Annotated in this window: 14 protein-coding genes; 4 read left to right on the top strand and 10 right to left on the bottom strand. The window is 70.6% G+C overall.

The annotated features are described in order from the left end of the window. Positions 1-61: 61 nt before the first annotated feature. The 10 genes from ACWEBX_RS08535 to ACWEBX_RS08490 form a co-directional block, all read right to left on the bottom strand. Positions 62-1,834, bottom strand: a complete 1,773-nt coding sequence (locus ACWEBX_RS08535) for an IucA/IucC family protein (protein ID WP_451884154.1) — start codon at positions 1,832-1,834, stop codon at positions 62-64. Beyond that, positions 1,831-2,382 carry a GNAT family N-acetyltransferase gene (locus tag ACWEBX_RS08530; protein WP_451884153.1) on the bottom strand — a complete coding sequence of 184 codons (552 nt, stop codon included), beginning with the start codon at positions 2,380-2,382 and terminating at the stop codon, positions 1,831-1,833. Before ACWEBX_RS08530 ends, ACWEBX_RS08535 begins: the two co-directional genes overlap by 4 nt. Then, positions 2,379-3,656: a lysine N(6)-hydroxylase/L-ornithine N(5)-oxygenase family protein gene (locus tag ACWEBX_RS08525; RefSeq protein ID WP_451884152.1), complete on the bottom strand. Its 1,278-nt coding sequence runs from the start codon at positions 3,654-3,656 to the stop codon at positions 2,379-2,381. Before ACWEBX_RS08525 ends, ACWEBX_RS08530 begins: the two co-directional genes overlap by 4 nt. Further along, positions 3,640-5,082 carry a lysine decarboxylase DesA gene (gene desA / locus ACWEBX_RS08520; protein WP_451884151.1) on the bottom strand — a complete coding sequence of 481 codons (1,443 nt, stop codon included), beginning with the start codon at positions 5,080-5,082 and terminating at the stop codon, positions 3,640-3,642. Before desA ends, ACWEBX_RS08525 begins: the two co-directional genes overlap by 17 nt. Positions 5,083-5,252: 170 nt before the next feature. Continuing rightward, positions 5,253-6,110 (bottom strand): siderophore-interacting protein, encoded by an 858-nt coding sequence (locus ACWEBX_RS08515; protein ID WP_451884150.1) that lies wholly within the window; start codon positions 6,108-6,110, stop codon positions 5,253-5,255. A 42-nt stretch (positions 6,111-6,152) separates the two neighbouring features. Continuing rightward, complete coding sequence (locus tag ACWEBX_RS08510) at positions 6,153-7,199, bottom strand: ABC transporter substrate-binding protein (RefSeq protein WP_451884198.1); 1,047 nt, start codon at positions 7,197-7,199, stop codon at positions 6,153-6,155. A gap of 245 nt (positions 7,200-7,444) precedes the next feature. Continuing rightward, positions 7,445-8,605, bottom strand: a complete 1,161-nt coding sequence (locus ACWEBX_RS08505) for an acyl-CoA dehydrogenase family protein (RefSeq protein ID WP_451884197.1) — start codon at positions 8,603-8,605, stop codon at positions 7,445-7,447. A gap of 11 nt (positions 8,606-8,616) precedes the next feature. Continuing rightward, on the bottom strand, positions 8,617-9,576 hold the full coding sequence (locus ACWEBX_RS08500) for a hydroxymethylglutaryl-CoA lyase (protein ID WP_451884149.1): 960 nt from the start codon (positions 9,574-9,576) through the stop codon (positions 8,617-8,619). Then, entirely contained in the window at positions 9,573-11,501 is a 1,929-nt protein-coding gene (locus ACWEBX_RS08495; RefSeq protein WP_451884148.1) for an acetyl/propionyl/methylcrotonyl-CoA carboxylase subunit alpha, read from the bottom strand. The genes ACWEBX_RS08500 and ACWEBX_RS08495 overlap by 4 nt, the downstream gene beginning before the upstream one ends. 8 nt (positions 11,502-11,509) lie before the next feature. Beyond that, entirely contained in the window at positions 11,510-13,126 is a 1,617-nt protein-coding gene (locus tag ACWEBX_RS08490) for a carboxyl transferase domain-containing protein (protein ID WP_451884147.1), read from the bottom strand. 97 nt (positions 13,127-13,223) lie between these two features. Between ACWEBX_RS08490 and ACWEBX_RS08485 the strand changes: the two genes are divergently transcribed. From ACWEBX_RS08485 to ACWEBX_RS08470, 4 genes are all read left to right on the top strand, one after another. Continuing rightward, positions 13,224-13,850 carry an SACE_7040 family transcriptional regulator gene (locus tag ACWEBX_RS08485; RefSeq protein WP_451884146.1) on the top strand — a complete coding sequence of 209 codons (627 nt, stop codon included), beginning with the start codon at positions 13,224-13,226 and terminating at the stop codon, positions 13,848-13,850. 109 nt (positions 13,851-13,959) lie between these two features. Then, positions 13,960-15,117, top strand: a complete 1,158-nt coding sequence (locus tag ACWEBX_RS08480; RefSeq protein WP_355988824.1) for an acyl-CoA dehydrogenase family protein — start codon at positions 13,960-13,962, stop codon at positions 15,115-15,117. 34 nt (positions 15,118-15,151) lie between these two features. Beyond that, the gene (gene tesB / locus ACWEBX_RS08475) at positions 15,152-16,024 is read left to right on the top strand and encodes an acyl-CoA thioesterase II (protein WP_451884145.1); all 873 of its coding nucleotides are present in this window, start codon (positions 15,152-15,154) and stop codon (positions 16,022-16,024) included. A 23-nt stretch (positions 16,025-16,047) separates the two neighbouring features. After that, a complete protein-coding gene (locus ACWEBX_RS08470; protein WP_451884144.1) occupies positions 16,048-17,016 on the top strand; it encodes a cation diffusion facilitator family transporter in 969 nt (322 codons plus the stop codon). The last annotated feature ends 181 nt before the right edge of the window (positions 17,017-17,197 follow it).

Below are 17,197 nucleotides of genomic sequence, written 5' to 3'. Positions count from 1 at the left end.
CCCCGGAGGACCGTCTCCGGGGCGCCCGCCCGTCTTCGGGGCTCCTCGCGGAGCCCGGTGCTCAGAACCCGGCGATCGGGTTCTTCAGGGTGCCGACCAGTTGCAGCGCGCTCGACGGATCCGCCAGGTCGACCATCTGCCGGTTGTCGCGCAACTGGAGCCGGTTGAGGCAGGACAGCGCGAACTCGGGTGCGAACAGGTCGTACTGCCGGAACTTGTCGTCGAGTTCGGGCGTCGCCTCCTGGTACGCGCGCACCGACTCGGCGACCGTCCGCCAGAAGTCCTCCTCGGCGAGGACCCCCTCCTCCGCGAGCTGGGCGGCCAGGAAGCGGAAGAAGCAGTCGAAGACGTCCGTGAAGATCGACAGCAGCTTCGTGTCCTCGGGGACGTCGACGCGGATCCGCTCCACCGCGGGCGGCAGTACCGCCTGCGGGTCCATGACCACGATCTCCTCGGCGATGTCCTTGTAGACCGCCCGCCGCACCGCCCCGTCCTCCAGGACGAGGATGACGTTCTCGCCGTGCGGCATGTAGACCAGGTCGTACGCGTAGAAGCTGTGCAGGAGCGGGGTGAGGTAGGCGCGCAGATAGCCGCGCAGCCACTCCACCGGCGTCAGGCCCGACCGCTCGATCAGCGCGGCCGCGAACGAGGCGCCCTCGTGGTCGACATGGACGAGGGACGCCATCGTCGCCAGGGACTCGCCCTCACCCAGCGAGGGGACCGGGCTCTCGCGCCACAGCGCGGCCAGCATCTTGCGGTACGGGGAGTACCGGTCGGTGGCCGCCTCGTACTCCAGATGCCGGTAGCCGACGGCCGCCCGCTCACGGATGACCGACAGGCCGGTGGACTTCAACACCGGGTCGCTCTCGACGAGCTGGACCAGCCAGTCGTTGATCGCCGGGGTCGCCTCCATGTAGGCGGCGGACAGACCCCGCATGAAGCCCATGTTCAGCACGCTCAGCGCCGTCTTCACGTAGTGCTTGTGCGGGCTGCTGGTGTTGAAGAACGTCCGGATGGACTGCTGGGCCAGGTACTCGTCGTCGCCCTCGCCGAGACAGACCAGGCGCCGCTGCGCGACCTCGGCCGCGAACGTCACGGACAGCTTGTTCCACCACTGCCAGGGGTGGACGGGTATGAGGAGGTACTCCTCGGGGTCGAGCCCCCGCTCGCGCAGGATCCCGTCGAACCGCTCGACCGTCTCCACGCCCAGCTCGCCCTGCACGAAGGACTCGTACGTGATGCCGACGCCCGCCGTGAAGGCGGCCCGTGAGCGGTGCGCCGCCAGCCACACCAGCCGCACCGGGTGCGCGGTCTCGGGAGCGTAGGCGAGGTAGTCGTGCACACCGAAGCCGAGCCGCCCGTTGTTGGCGACGAAGCAGGGGTGCCCCTCGGTCATGCCGGTCTCGATGGCCTGGAAGCCGGCGCCGGCCAGCTCGCGGACCGGGACCCGCGGCTTGGTCAGCTTGTAGCAGGTGCCCGCGAGGGTGGAGGAGATCTCCTCCAGGTAGACCGGCAGGATCTCGTCGCTCAGGCCGAGCGACGTCTTCAGCTCGATGAAGAAGTCCAGCGCCGACAGCGGGAGTTCGGCGCCGTCGCGGTGCCGGGTGATGGACTCGGCGGCCACCTGCCAGTGGTCGAGCAGGCGCCGGGTCGCGGCGAACCGGTAGCTCGTCAGCCCGTCGTCGCCGAGGACCTCGTAGCGGCCGTCCGGCAGGCTCCGCGGGGTGAGCAGCCGCTCGTGGGCGAACTCGGCGAGGGCCTTGCGGAGAAGGAGGCGGTTGGCGTCGGCCCAGCGCTCGGGGGAGAGGTGGGCGACACTCTCGGCGGAGCTCACGCGGCCACCGCCTTCGCGAACTGCTCCCGGGTGCAGAAACTCAGCAGCGCCTTCTTCTCCGGCTTCTGGATCTCTTCGACGGGGACGAAGCCGACGGCCTCGTTGAGGGCGTGCACGGCCGTGTTGGCCACGTCGGGCTCGACGACGACGCGCTCGGTCGCCGGGTCGGCGAACAGGTGCTCCATCACCGAGGTGATCACGGCCCGGGTGAAGCCGTGTACGGGGGTGTCGCTCGGGGCGACCAGGAAGTGCATGCCGACATCGCCCGGCCGCGGCTCGTACAGGCCGACGAGTTCGACGTACCGGGGGTCGTAGCGCTCCATCAGGAACACGGGCTCGCCGTCCAGGAGACCGAGGAAGGCGTCGTGGTGGTCACTGGCCGCGATGGCCATGTACTCGCGCTCCACGTCGTGCAGTCTCGCCTCCTGCATCATCCAGAAGGCGGCCTTGGGGTGGGTCACCCACCGGTGCAGCACCGGCGCGTCCTCGACGGGGTCGAGGGGGCGGACGGTGAAGGTGCCGATGGCGGTGGCGGTGGCGGTGGTCATACGGAGAACTCCTGGAACGCGATGGCCTTTTCGACCGGGTAGTACTCGGTGCCGAGCAGCTCGCGGATGATGGACGCGTTGCGGTACGGGCCCATGCCGAGGTCCGGTGAGGTGATCGAGTGGGTGTGGACGCCCGCGTTCTGCAGGAAGATCCCGCCGCCCGTGACGTCGATGGCGTAGTTGCGGGCCACGTCGAAGTTGCCCTGGGTGTCGTAGCGGAGCCGGTCGCGGACCGGTGCGAGGAACGCGGGCTCGGCGTAGCGGTAGCCGGTGGCCAGCACCAGGCCCGTCGAGCTCAGCTCGTAGTCCCTGCCCTGCTCCCGCTGGCGGAACCCGAGGGTGTACGTGCCCTGGTCGTGGCGCGCGCTCTCCAGCGAGGAGTTGGTCAGCAGCCGGGCGGGAACCGGGCCGCCGAGGTTCTTCTGGTAGAGCAGGTCGAAGATCGCGTCGATCAGCTCCCCGTCGATGCCCTTGAACAGACCCTTCTGCTCCGACTGGAGGCGGTAGCGGGTCGCCTCGGGCAGCGCGTGGAAGTAGTCGATGTACTCCGGGGAGGTCATCTCCAGGGTCAGCTTGGTGTATTCGAGGGGGAAGAAGCGCGGCGAGCGGGTCACCCAGTTCAGCCGGTAGCCGTGGACGTCGATCTCGCTGAGCAGGTCGTAGAAGATCTCGGCGGCGGACTGGCCGCTGCCGACCAGGGTGATCGAGTCCTTGGCCTGGAGCTCCCGCTTGTTCTGCATGTAGCGGGAGTTGTGGATGAAGTCGCCGCCGAGGTCCGCGCAGGACTCCGGGACGTGGGGCGAGGTGCCGGTGCCGAGGACCAGGTGGCGGGCGCGGAACAGCTCGCCGGCCTCGGTCCGTACGGTGTACACCTCGTCCTCGTACGTCACCTCCGCGACCGTCGTCCCGAAGCGGACGCTGCTCAGCCTGGACGCGGCCCAGCGGCAGTAGTCGTCGTACTCGACCCGCAGGGGGTAGAAGTTCTCCCGGATGTAGAACGCGTACAGACGGCCCGATTCCTTCAGGTAGTTGAGGAAGGAGTACGGGGAGGTCGGGTCGGCGAGGGTGACCAGGTCCGACATGAACGGGGTCTGCAGGTGCGCGCCCTCCAGGAACATGCCGGAGTGCCACTCGAAGTGGGGCTTCGACTCCAGGAAGACACCGCTGAGTTCGGCGATCGGCTCGGTGAGGCAGGCGAGGCCGAGGTTGAAGGGCCCGAGGCCGATCCCCACGAAGTCGTAGGTGGTGTCCGTGGATTCAGCAAGCGCGGTCAAGGGACTCTCCCAGGTACTGCTCGGCGTGGCCGGCGATCAGGTCGAGGACGGCGGCGATGTCGTCCTGTGTGGTCTCGGGGTTGAGCAAGGTGAACTTCAGGTAGTGGCGTCCGCCGACCTTGGTGCCCGCGACGACGGCGTCGCCGGATGCGAACAGGGCCTTGCGGGCGTACAGGTTGGCGCGGTCGATCTCGGCCGGGTCGGTGACGGCGGCCGGGATGTACCGGAAGACGAGGGTGGACAGCGAGGGCCGTACGACGACGTCGAAGCGCGGGTCGGCGGCGAGCAGTTTCCAGCCCTCGGCGGCCAGGTCGCAGACCTCGTCGAAGAGTTCGCCGATGCCGTCGGCGCCCATGACGCGCAGCGTCATCCACAGCTTGAGCGCGTCGAAGCGGCGGGTGGTCTGGAGGGACTTGTCGACCTGGTTGGGGATGCGCTCATGGACCATGCGGCGCGGGTTGAGGTACTCCGCGTGGTAGGTCGCGTGGCGCAGGGTCGCGGCGTCGCGGACCAGCACGGCCGAGGAACTCACCGGCTGGAAGAAGGACTTGTGGTAGTCGACGGTGACGGAGTCGGCCCGCTCGATGCCGTCGATGCGGTCCCGGTGCTTCAGCGAGGTGAGCAGTCCGCAGCCGTAGGCCGCGTCCACGTGCATCCAGGTGCCGAACTGGGAACACAGTTCCGCGATCTCGGGCAGCGGGTCGATGGAGCCGAAGTCGGTGGTGCCCGAGGTGGCGACGACGGCCATGGGCACGAGGCCGTCCTGCCGGCAGCGCTCCAGTTCGTGGGCGAGGGCGACGGTCTGCATGCGCTTGTCGTGGTCGACGGGGATCGAGACGACGGCGTCGGGGGCGAGGCCGAGGAGTTTGGCCGACTTCTTGACGCTGAAGTGGCTGACCTCGGAGGCGAAGATCCGCAGATCGGCGAGGTTCTCCGCCTTGGCCTCCTCGCGGGCCAGGAGCAGGGCCTGGAGGTTGGACTGGCTGCCGCCGCTGGTGAACACGCCGTCCGCGGCCGGGCCGAGACCGATGCGTTCGTTCGTCCAGTCGATGAGCCTGCGCTCGATGAGGGTGCCGCCGGCCGACTGGTCCCAGGTGTCCAGCGAGGAGTTGACGGCGGACAGGACGGCCTCGCCGAGCACGGCCGGGATGACGACCGGGCAGTTGAGGTGGGCGAGGTAGCGCGGGTGGTGGAAGTAGACCGCGTCCCGGAGGTAGACCTCTTCCAGCTCGTCGAGGACGGCCGTGGTGTCGTGCAGGGGCTTGTCGAGGTCGATCCGCTCGATGCGGGGGGCGAGTTCGTCGACCGAGACACCCGTGAACGGGCGGTCGGTGGCGGCGAGTTTGGCGGCCACCCGCTCGACCCCTTCGGTCACGGAGCGGCGGTACCGGTCCGCGGTGGTGTCGTTGAGCAGGTGCGAGCGCATGTGGGGGTCCTCCGTGCGGGGAGACAGTCCGAGCGGGACACGGGAAAGGGCGAGGTCGCGACGTTCGATTTAGGTTAGCCTAACCTAAATCGATCACGCTTCCTCGCCCTGGCCCGTCCTTCGTGACGTACGCCTCTTTCCGATCGGCGGAAGGCGCCCGGGGAGCGGAACTACTCGCCCTGTTGCCGCAGTTGTTCCTCTGTCAGGCCCCGGCGCCAGTACCCGACGAAGGTGACCCTCCGGCGGTCGATGCCGCGCTCGTGCACCAGATGGCGGCGCAGTTCCCGCACGCACCCGGACTCGCCCGCGATCCAGGCGTAGGGGGCCTCGGCGGGCGGGAGATGCGCCGACCGCAGGGCGTCGAGCGCCAGGGGGCGCTCCCCGGCGGTGTGGTCGTCCCCGACCAGCCAGGTGATCTCGGCGTCGGCCGGGGTGGCCAGGTCCTGGATGTCACCGGCGTGCGGGACCTCCAGCCAGGCCCGCACCCGCAGTCCCGCCGGGAGCGATTCGAGGATGGCGGAGACCGCGGGAAGGGCCGTCTCGTCGCCCCACAGGACCACGAGGTCGGCGTCCGCGGGCGGCCGGAAGCGGATGGCCCGGTTGTCCGCCACGGCGGGGCCGAGCAGGACCACCCGGTCGCCGGGCGCGGCGCCGGACGCCCAGCGCGAGGCAGGCCCGGCGGGGGCGGCCGCGCCCGGCTCCAGGCCGTGCAGCGCGAAGTCGATGTCGATCTCGTCGGGGTCGCGGCGCAGGGCCCGCAGGGTGTACGAGCGCATCACCGCCCGCACGTCGTCGGGCAGTTCGCGCCAACCCTGCCACCAGTCGTCGCCGAGTTCGACGGGAACGGCGGGCTCGGTCCGGCCGGGGTGCGGGAGGAACAGGGACAGGGACTGGTCACGTCCGTCGGAGTGGAAGTCCCGCAGGTCGGGTCCGCCGAAGGTCACCCGGACCAGAGACGGGCCGAGCCGCCTCGTCCGTACGACCCGGAGGGTGAAGAAACGGAACGGGGCGGCTACGGCCGTCGTCATGCGTGCTCCTGAGTGATCGTCAGGTGGTCACCGCGGAGGGTGTCAGGCGACCTTCTTGGCGTTCTCGATGGCCTCGGCGAGGTGCTCGAGGATCGGGGTGCACTTGTCGTACGACAGGATCGCCTCGGGCGTCCGGGCGATGACCTGGCCGGCCTTGACGGCGGGCAGCTTCTTCCAGGTGGCCTCGGTGATGTCGGCCGGCTGGATGGTTGCGCTGCGGTCGTCCATGATGATGATGTCGGCCGGGTACTTGTCGACGTTCTCCCAGCTCAGGTTCTCGAACCAGCCGCCGCTGGCCTTGAGGGCCTTGGCGGAGGGCTCGACGATGTTCACGCCGAGGGCCTTGAAGTACTCCAGGTCGATGGAGAGGTTGGAGCCGGACACGTAGAAGATGTCCTGGCTCGCGGAACCGGCCAGCACCTTGATCTCCGGGCGCGCCTTGGCGGCCTTGCGCAGTCGCTCGGCGGCCGCCTCGAACTTCTTCTTCGCCTCGACGATCTTCGCCGACTTCACGTCGGCGCCCAGGGACTGCGCCAGCGCGTACATGCGCTCCAGGGACTGCGGCATCTGGCGGTCGTAGACGGAGACGCCGACGCTCGGCGCGAGCTTGAGGATCTTGTCCTTGGACTCCTCGGGGACGTACCAGAGGGTGCCCGCGGAGTCGAACATCGTGGAGATCAGCACGTCGGGGGCGAGGCCCGCGTACTTCTCGATGTTGAACTGGCCCCACTCGTTGCCGAGGACCGTCAGCTTGCTGACGTCCATGTCGCCGGCCTGGACGTCGGCCTTGCCGTCCTTGGTCGTCGTCGGGCCGAACACGCCCTTGACCTCGACGCCGTAGTCGAACAGGGCGGCGGCGACACCGGTGAAGGCGACGATGTTCGCCGGGGTCCTGTCCAGCTTCACGGTCGTGCCGCGGTCGTCCTTGAACGTCCAGGGGCCGGCCTTCGCCGCGGCCTTGGTCGCGTCCGAGCCAGCGCTTTTCGAGTCGTCGTCACCGCAGGCGGCGAGGACGGCGCCGAGGCCGAGGACGCCGCCCGCGGCGAGGATGCCGCGACGGGAGAGCTGAGTGGCACGGGCGTTGGACATGAGTGCGGCTGCTTTCGACATGGGGCGGAGAAGATCCACCGGATCAGTTCGAAGGTAGGTTAGCCTAACCTCAGCTCATGTCCAGAGGGCGGGGCACCTTGATCGAATCCGCGGCCGACGGCCTGTCCGGCGCGCCGCGGCCACCGGCGCGCCGCGCCACCGGCGGGCCCAGGTCACGGACGCACCGCGGCCACCGGCGGGCGGGTGCCCGTCGGTGGCCGCGGTGTGTCGGTCGTGCGCGGGACTCAGCCCGTGAGCCCCAGTTCCCGGGCGATCAGCATGCGCTGGACCTCACTCGTGCCCTCGCCGATCTCCAGGATCTTGGAGTCGCGCCACATACGGGCGACCGGGTACTCGTTCATGAAGCCGTAGCCGCCGTGGACCTGGGTGGCGTCACGGGCGTTGTCGACGGCGATCGTGGAGGAGTACAGCTTGGCGACCGCCGCCTCCTTCTTGAAGGGCTCGCCCGCGACGAGTCGGGACGCGGCGTCGCGCCAGCCCACCCGGGCCATGTGCGCCTTCATCTCCATGTCGGCGATCTTGAACTGGATCGCCTGGTTGGCGCCGATCGGGCGCCCGAACGCGTGCCGCTCCTTGGCGTACTTGACGGACTCGTCGACACAGCCCTGGGCGAGACCCGTGGCCAGCGCCGCGATGGCGATACGGCCCTCGTCCAGGATGCGCAGGAACTGCGCGTAGCCGCGGCCCTCCTCACCGAGCAGGTTGGCCGCCGGTACGCGCACGTCCGAGAAGGACAGCTCACGGGTGTCGGAGGCGTTCCAGCCGACCTTCGAGTACGGGGCGGCGACCGTGAAGCCGGGGGTGCCGGAGGGGACGATGATCGCGGAGATCAGCGGCTTGCCGTCGGGCTTGCGGCCGGTGACCGCGGTGACCGTCACCAGGCCCGTGATGTCCGTGCCCGAGTTGGTGATGAAGCACTTGCTGCCGTTGATGACCCATTCGTTCGTCTCGGGGTCGAGCCGGGCCGTCGTGCGGGTCGCGCCCGCGTCCGAGCCGCCGTCCGGCTCGGTGAGGCCGAACGCGCCCAGGATCTCGCCGGAGCACAGCCGCGGAAGCCACTCCCGCTTCTGCTCCTCGGTGCCGAAGAGGTGGATCGGCATGGCGCCCAGCGAGACGCCCGCCTCCAGGGTGATGGCCACGGACGAGTCGACGCGGGCCAGTTCCTCCAGGGCGATGCCGAGGGCGAGGTAGTCGCCGCCCATGCCGCCGTACTCCTCGGGGAACGGCAGCCCGAACAGGCCCATGCGGCCCATCTCCCGCACGATCTCGTACGGGAACTCGTGCCGCTCGTAGAAGTCGCCGATCTTCGGCGCCACGACGTCGTGCGCGAACTCCTCGACCGTGCGGCGGAGTTCTTCGAGCTCGGGGGAGAGGCGGTGGTCCAGGGACATGGTGTTCACTCCTGGTGGGACTGTGTCGTTTGACCGATGGCTTTGACGGTGCGGGACGGGCTGGGTCGGCCCAGTTGTCCAGCCATCCACACGCTTGTGGCGGTGAGGCGGCCGAGGTCGACCCCGGTGTCGATACCGAGGCCCTGGAGCATCCACACGAGGTCTTCCGTGGCGAGGTTGCCCGTCGCCGACTTCGCGTACGGGCAGCCGCCGAGGCCGCCCGCGGAGGCGTCGACGGTGGCGACGCCGTGCTGGAGGGCGGCCAGGGTGTTGGAGAGCGCCTGGCCGTAGGTGTCGTGGAAGTGCACGCCGAGCGCGCTGGTGGGCACGCCCTCCTCGTTCAGCTCGGCGAGCAGGGCCTGCACATGGCCCGGTGTCGCCACGCCGATCGTGTCGCCGAGGCTCAGCTCGTCACAGCCCATGTCCCGCAGCGCCTTGCAGACGCGGACGACCTGATGGACCGGGACGGGTCCCTCCCACGGGTCGCCGAAGCACATCGAGACATAGCCGCGGACGGAGAGCCGCGCCTCCTTGGCGCGGTTCACCACCGGCTCGAACATGGCGAGCGCCTCGTCGACCGTCCGGTTGAGGTTGGCCTTCGCGAAGGACTCCGTCGCGCTGGCGAAGACGGCCACGTGCCGGGCGCCGAGCGCCAGCGCCCGCTCCAGCCCGCGCTCGTTCGGCACCAGCACCGGGAGCGCCACCGGCAGGTCGGCCACCTGCGGGAAGAGCCGCTCCGCGTCCGCCAGTTGGGGAACCCACTTGGGGTGGACGAAGCTGGTCGCCTCGATCGTGGTCAGGCCCGCGTCCGCGAGGCGCCGGATGAACTCCGCCTTCACCTCGGTCGGTACGGTCGCCTTCTCGTTCTGCAGCCCGTCGCGCGCGCCGACCTCGTAGATCCGTACCTGGGCGGGCAGGTCCTGGGCCGGTACGGGCATCGGCAGACCGAGCTCGGACGTGTTCATTCCGTCTCCTCCGCGGGGGTGATGACGGCCAGGACCTGGTCCATGGCGACGGTCGTGCCCGCGGTGACGTCCAGCTCGCTGACCGTCCCGGCGTGCGGCGCGGAGATGACGTGCTCCATCTTCATCGCCTCGACCACGAGCAGGCTCTGTCCGGCGGCCACCTCGTCGCCGACGGCGACCTTCACGACGGTCACCGTGCCGGGCATGGGGGCGGTCAGCGAGTCGGCGCCGGCGTGCGCCGATCCGGTGAGCGACGCGGCCACCGGGTCGTGGTCGCGCACATGCCAGGCGTCGCCGTCGCGGCCGATCCAGTCGGCGGCGCGGTGGAAGGTGTGCCGCACCCCGTCGAGGGTCACCGCGACGCGGTCGGCGGAAACCGTGTGGGTGCCGCGCGGGGTGTACTCCACCGGGTCGAGGACCCGCAGGGAGAAGCCGACCGGCTTCGGTGTGCCGCCGAGCCGCCATCCGGTCGGCACCGAGAACGGGTCGGTCCAGCCCTCGCCCGCGGGCTCCAGAGCGGCGAGCCGGACGGCCGCCGCCGCCTCGTACACCTCCTCGGGCACCCCGTCCGGTACCAGGCCGTCCGCCTCCCGCTCGACCAGACCGGTGTCCAGGTTGCCGGCCACCACGTCGGGGTGGGCCAGCAGCCGGCGCAGGAAGCCCGCGTTCGTCTGGACCCCGAGCGTGACCGTGTCGGCGAGGGCGGCCCGGAGCCTGCGCAGCGCTGTCGGGCGGTCGGGGCCGTACGCGATGACCTTGGAGAGCATCGGGTCGTAGAGGCTGCCGACCTCGGTGCCCTCGGAGAGGCCCGAGTCGGTGCGCACCCCGTCCCCCTGCGGCTCGCGCAGGGCGAGCACGGTGCCGCCGGAGGGGAGGAAACCGCGCGCCGGGTCCTCGGCGCAGATCCGGGCCTCCACCGCGTGGCCGGTGAGGGTGATGTCCCGCTGCTCGTAGGGCAGGTGCTCGCCGGCGGCGACCCGAAGCTGCCACTCGACGAGGTCGAGGCCGGTGATCAGCTCGGTGACCGGGTGCTCCACCTGGAGGCGGGTGTTCATCTCCATGAAGTAGTACGAGGAAGGGTCGCCGCCGGGGACGATGAACTCCACCGTGCCCGCGCCCCGGTAGCCGCAGGAGCGGGCCGCCTGGACGGCCGCCTCTCCCATCGCGGCGCGCGTGGCGTCGTCGAGGAGCACGCTGGGCGCCTCCTCGATGATCTTCTGGTGGCGGCGCTGGAGGGAGCACTCGCGCTCGCCCAGGTGCACGACGTTGCCGTGCCCGTCCGCCAGGACCTGGATCTCGATGTGGCGGGGCCGGTCGACCCAGCGCTCGACGAGGAGCGTGTCGTCGCCGAAGGAGGCGCGCGCCTCGCGCCGCGCGGCGGCGATCTCGTCGGCCAGCACCTCGGTGTCGCGCACCAGGCGCATGCCCTTGCCGCCGCCGCCCGCGCTCGGCTTCAGGAGCACCGGGACGCCGATCTCGCGGGCGGCCGCGATCAGCTCCGCGTCCGTCAGACCGCTGCCCGAGGAGCCGGGGACGACCGGGACGCCGGCCGCCTTCACCGTCTCCTTGGCGCGGATCTTGTCGCCCATCAGGGAGATCGCCTCGGCGGACGGGCCGATGAAGACCAGTCCGGCCTCCGAGCAGGCCCGCGCGAAGGCGGCGTTCTCGGCGAGGAAGCCGTACCCCGGGTGCACCGCCTGGGCGCCGGTGCGGGCCGCCGCCTCCAGCAGTCGCTCCACCGACAGATAGCTCTCCGACGCGGGCGCCGGTCCGATCCGTACCGCCGTGTCGGCCTCCCGGACGTGCCGGGCGTCGGCGTCCGCGTCCGAGAAGACGGCTACCGAGCGCACGCCGAGCGCACGCAGGGTGCGGATGACGCGTACGGCGATCTCACCCCGGTTGGCCACAAGCACCGTGTCAAACATGGGTCCCCTCACATCCGGAAGACGCCGAACTGGGGGTCACCCAGGGGCGCGTTGGCGCAGGCGGTCAAGGCGAGTCCGAGGACCTGCCGGGTCTCCATCGGGTCGATCACACCGTCGTCCCAGAGCCGGGCACTCGCGTAGTAGGCGCTGCCCTGCTGCTCGTACTGCCGGCGGACCGGGTCCTTGAAGTCCTCCTCGTCCGCGGCCGGCCAGGACTCGCCGCGCGCCTCGATCTGGTCGCGCTTGACGGTCGCGAGGACCGAGGCGGCCTGCTCGCCGCCCATCACGGAGATCTTGGCGCCCGGCCACATCCACAGGAAGCGCGGCGAATACGCCCGGCCGCACATCGAGTAGTTGCCCGCGCCGTACGAACCGCCGATCACGACGGTCAGCTTGGGCACGCGGGCGCAGGCGACGGCCGTGACCATCTTCGCGCCGTGCTTGGCGATGCCGCCCGCCTCGTACTGGCGGCCCACCATGAAGCCGGAGATGTTCTGCAGGAACACCAGCGGGATGCCGCGCTGGTCGCACAGTTCGATGAAGTGGGCGCCCTTCTGGGCCGACTCCGAGAACAGGATGCCGTTGTTGGCGACGATGCCGACCGGGTGGCCGTGGATCCGTGCGAAGCCGGTGACCAGGGTCTGCCCGAACTCGGCCTTGAACTCGGCGAAGCGGGAACCGTCGACCACGCGCGCGATGACCTCGCGTACGTCGTAGGGAGTGCGGGAGTCGACCGGCACCGCGCCGTACAGCCCGGACGGGTCGACCTTGGGTTCGGCCGCCGCGGTGACCTCCCAGGGCAGCTCCCCGCGCGCGGGGAGCGTGGAGACGATGGTGCGCACGATCCGCAGCGCGTGCGCGTCGTCCTCGGCGAGGTGGTCGGTGACGCCGGAGGTCCGGGAGTGGACCTCGCCGCCGCCCAGTTCCTCGGCGGTCACCACCTCACCGGTGGCGGCCTTCACCAAGGGGGGCCCGCCCAGGAAGATCGTCCCCTGGTTGCGGACGATCACGGCCTCGTCGCTCATCGCCGGCACGTACGCGCCGCCGGCCGTGCAGGAGCCGAGGACGGCCGCGATCTGCGGGATCCCGGCGCCGGACATCCGCGCCTGGTTGTAGAAGATCCGCCCGAAGTGCTCGCGGTCGGGGAACACCTCGTCCTGCATGGGCAGGAAGGCGCCTCCGGAGTCGACGAGATACACACAGGGCAGACGGTTCTCCAGCGCGACCTCCTGGGCACGCAGGTGCTTCTTCACCGTCATCGGGTAGTACGTGCCGCCCTTGACGGTGGCGTCGTTGGCGACGATCACGCACGCGCGCCCGCTCACCCGGCCGATCCCGGCGATGACACCGGCGGCCGGGGCCGCGCCGTCGTACATCCCGTCGGCGGCGAGCGGCGCCAGCTCCAGGAACGGGGAGCCGGGGTCGAGCAGGGCGTCCACGCGGTCGCGGGGGAGCAGCTTGCCGCGCGCGGTGTGCCGCGCCCGTGCCTTCTCGCCGCCGCCGAGCCGCACCGCGGCCAGCTTGCGGCGCAGTTCCTCGCCCAGCGCGCGGTGTGCCGCCTCGTTGGCCCTCCAGGCCTCCGACGCGGGATCCGCCGCGCTCGTCAGCTCCGGTGCCTCTTGCATCCTGCGGTCCCCTCACCAGTGGTCGACCAGTTAATGAGCGTTAACGCAACTTCCTTCAGGTTAACGACCGCTAACGCCGGTGTCTAGAATTGTTTTCATGGCCACCAGAACCGACGCCCCCACCCGGCGCGAGCAGATCCTGAGGGAGGCCGCGCGGCTGTTCGCCGAACGTGGTTTCCATGGTGTGGGAGTGGACGAGATAGGAGCGGCGGTCGGAATCAGCGGCCCCGGTCTCTACCGGCACTTCGCCGGCAAGGACGCGATGCTCGCCGAGCTGCTGGTGGGGATCAGCGGGCAACTGCTCACGGGCGGCCGGCGCAGGGTGGCGGAGGCCAGGGCGGGCTCCGAGGGGGCCGTCGAGGACGGCGCCGAGGGGCTCCTCGACTCGCTCATCGAGGGGCACATCGACTTCGCGCTCGACGACCGCCCTCTGATCACCCTGCACGACCGCGAGCTGGACCGCCTGCGGGACAGCGACCGCAAGCTCGTGCGCCAGCTCCAGCGTCAGTACGTCGAGCTGTGGGTGGAGGTGGTGCGCGACGTGTACCCGGATCTGGCGGAGCCCGCCGCGCGCTCCGCCGTGCACTCGGTCTTCGGCCTGCTGAACTCGACCCCGCACCTGGGGCGGCCGGGCGCGCTCCCCGGGCGTGCGGTCACGGCCGAGCTGCTGCACCGGATGGCGCGGGGAGCGTTCGGAGCGGCCGCTGTGGCTCCCGGTGCGTGACGAGCGTCTCGGGGGGTGACCCCTGGACGGCGCTCGTGACCGACGGGTAACCTCATATCTGAGCAAGCGCTTAGACATAACACCAGGTATCCAGGCGGAGGTGGCGGCGGTGCGCCGTACTGTGTTCAACGAGGACCACGAGGCGTTCCGGGAGACCCTGCGCGCCTTCATCGAGGCCGAGGTCGTCCCGGTCTACGACGAGTGGTTCGCCGCCGGCCAGGCGCCGCGCGACTTCTACTACAAGCTCGCCGAGCTCGGCGTCTTCGGCATCCGCGTGGACGAGGAGTTCGGCGGCGCCGGCATCGACTCGTACAAGTTCGAAGCCGTGATGTACGAGGAGACCGCGCGCGCCGGTGTCCAGTTCGGCGGCTCCGGTGTGCACGTGCTGCTCGGCCTGCCCTACATCAAGATGCTCGCCAGCGACGAGCAGAAGAAGCGCTTCCTGCCGAAGTTCGTCAGCGCCGAGGAGATGTGGGCCCTCGCGATGACCGAGCCGGGCACCGGCTCCGACCTCGCGGGCATGAAGACCACCGCCAAGCTCTCCGAGGACGGCACCCACTACGTCCTCAACGGCTCCAAGACCTTCATCACCGGTGGCGTCCACGCCGACCGCGTGATCGTCTGCGCCCGCACCTCCGCGCCCACCGCCGAGGACCGCCGCTTCGGCATCTCCCTCTTCGCCGTGGACACCAAGTCCGAGGGCTACTCCATCGGCCGCAAGCTCGACAAGCTCGGCCTGAAGACCTCCGACACCGCCGAGCTGGCGTTCGTCGACGTGAAGGTGCCCGTCGAGGACCTGCTCGGCGAGGAGAACAAGGGCTTCTACTACCTCGGCCACAACCTCGCCTCCGAGCGCTGGGGCATCGCCTTCGGCGCCTACGCGCAGGCCAAGGCCGCCGTCCGGTTCGCCAAGGAGTACGTCCAGGAGCGCACCGTCTTCGGCAAGTCGGTCGCCTCCTTCCAGAACACCAAGTTCGAGCTGGCCGCCTGCCAGGCCGAGGTGGACGCGGCCGAGGCCGTCGCCGACCGCGCCCTGGAGGCCCTCGACGCCGGTGAGCTGACCCCGGCCGAGGCCGCCAGCGCCAAGCTGTTCTGCACCGAGGTCGCGCACCGCGTCATCGACCGCTGCCTCCAGCTCCACGGCGGCTACGGCTTCATGAACGAGTACCCGATCGCGCGCCTGTACGCGGACAACCGCGTCAACCGCATCTACGGCGGGACCAGCGAGATCATGAAGACGATCATCGCCAAGGACATGGGCCTGTAAGGTCCGAGAAAAGACTGCGCGGTACAACTGCCTTATGAGCGAGGCACTTCAGTCTCTCCTCGATCTGCTCGATCTCGAGCGGATCGAGGAGAACATCTTCCGCGGCCAGTCACGGTCGGCCGTCATTCCGCGCGTCTTCGGCGGGCAGGTGGCGGCGCAGGCACTGGTCGCCGCCGGGCGCACGGTCCCCGAGGATCGGCTCGCCCACTCCCTGCACGCCTACTTCCTGCGGACCGGTGACCCCGGGGCGCCCATCGTGTACTCCGTGGACCGCATCCGTGACGGCCGCTCCTTCACCACCCGCCGGGTGGTCGCGGTCCAGCACGGACAGCCGATCTTCCACCTCTCCGCGTCCTTCCAGGCGTACGAGGAGGGCATGGAGCACCAGGCCCCGATGCCGCCCGCACCCGACCCGGAGACGCTGCCCACGGCCGCCGAACTGCTGTCGCGGTACGCCGACGTCCTCACCGACGCCGAGGTCGTGGCCCGCATCCTGGAGGCCCGCGAGTCCGTCGACCTGCGCTATGTCGACGCGCCGCCGTACGGCACCGTCGGCGAGGCCCGCGAACCGCGCTCCCAGGTGTGGTTCCGCACCAACGGCAAACTCGCGGACGACCCGCTGCTGCACGTCGTGCTCGCCACCTACGTCTCGGACATGACGCTCCTCGACTCCATCCTTCTCGCCCACGGGCGCGGCGGCTGGGTGACCGGCGACGTCGTCGGCGCCTCACTGGACCACGCGATGTGGTTCCACCGCCCGTTCCGCGCCGACGAGTGGCTGCTGTACGACCAGGAGTCGCCGTCCGCGTCGGGTGGCCGGGGCCTGGGCCAGGCCCGGATCTACACCCAGGACGGCCGGCTGGCCATCTCGGTGATCCAGGAGGGCGTGGTCCGCGTCCCCCGGTAGGCGTTCGCGGGTAGAAGTGGGGCATGACTGACGCACCGCAGGACACCGGCGGCGAGAGCGTCTCCACGGTGATCGTCGCCGCGGCCGCCAACCTCGGGATCGCCCTCGCCAAGGCGGTCGCGGGTGTCATCAGCGGCTCCAGCGCGATGCTGTCGGAGGCCGCCCACTCCGTCGCCGACACCGTCACGGAACTGATGCTGCTCACGGCGCTCAAACGCAGCGAGAAACCGGCCGACGAGGACCATCCGCTCGGCTACGGCCCCGAGCGCTACATCTGGGCGCTGCTCGCCGCCGTCGCCACCTTCGTCGGCGGCGCCGTCTTCTCCCTCTACGACGGCATCCACACCCTGGTCGCGGGCGAGGAGCTCGGCGACCCGCTCGTCTCGTACATCGTGCTGGCCGTCGCCTTCCTCCTGGAGGGCTTCTCCCTGCGGACGGGACTGCGGCAGGCGCGCGGCGAGGCCGCCCGGCTCGACGCCTCCTTCAAGACCTACCTCCGGCGCACCCCCGACACCGCCGTGAAGGCCGTCGTCATGGAGGACTCGGCCGCACTCGTCGGCCTGGTGCTCGCCGCGGGCGGCCTGCTCGGCGGCCAGCTCACCGGATCGGGCGTCTGGGACGGCATCGCCTCGCTGCTCATCGGGCTCCTGCTGCTCTACGTCGCCTGGGTGCTGGGCCGCTCCAACGCGGAGCTGCTGATCGGACGGCCGTTGCCGAAGCCCGTGCGGGAGCGGATCAGGGTGGAACTGCTGGAGGTGGAGCACGTGGAGGCCGTACTGGAGCTGATCACGCTCGTGCAGGGGCCGCGTGAGGCGCTCGTCGCCGCCAAGGTCGACTTCCGGGACGTGTCGACCGCGGCGCAGATCGAGTGGGCCTGTGAACAGGCGGAGGACCGGATCCGGTCGGTGGTCCCCGTGGTGAGCAGGGTGTACCTGGACCCGACCCCGGGCTACGCCCAGCGGCGGTCCGAGGGGCTGAACCCCTGGCCGTGAACGGGGCACTTGCCGCGGGGTCCGCGGCCGCGGGGGTCCGGTGGCGTGCGGGCCGGGGCCGCACGGTCCCGTGGCGTGCGGGCCCGGTCGCCGAGGTCCGGTCGCCGAGGTCCGGTGGCGCGGGACGGTGGACGCCGTCCGGGAGCCCGCCCGCGCCGGGCGCGCCCCGGACCGGTCGCCG

Source organism: Streptomyces sp. NPDC005070 (assembly GCF_053600395.1).
Note: the sequence above shows the minus strand (reverse complement) of the source record. Positions and strands in the feature narration are given on the sequence as shown.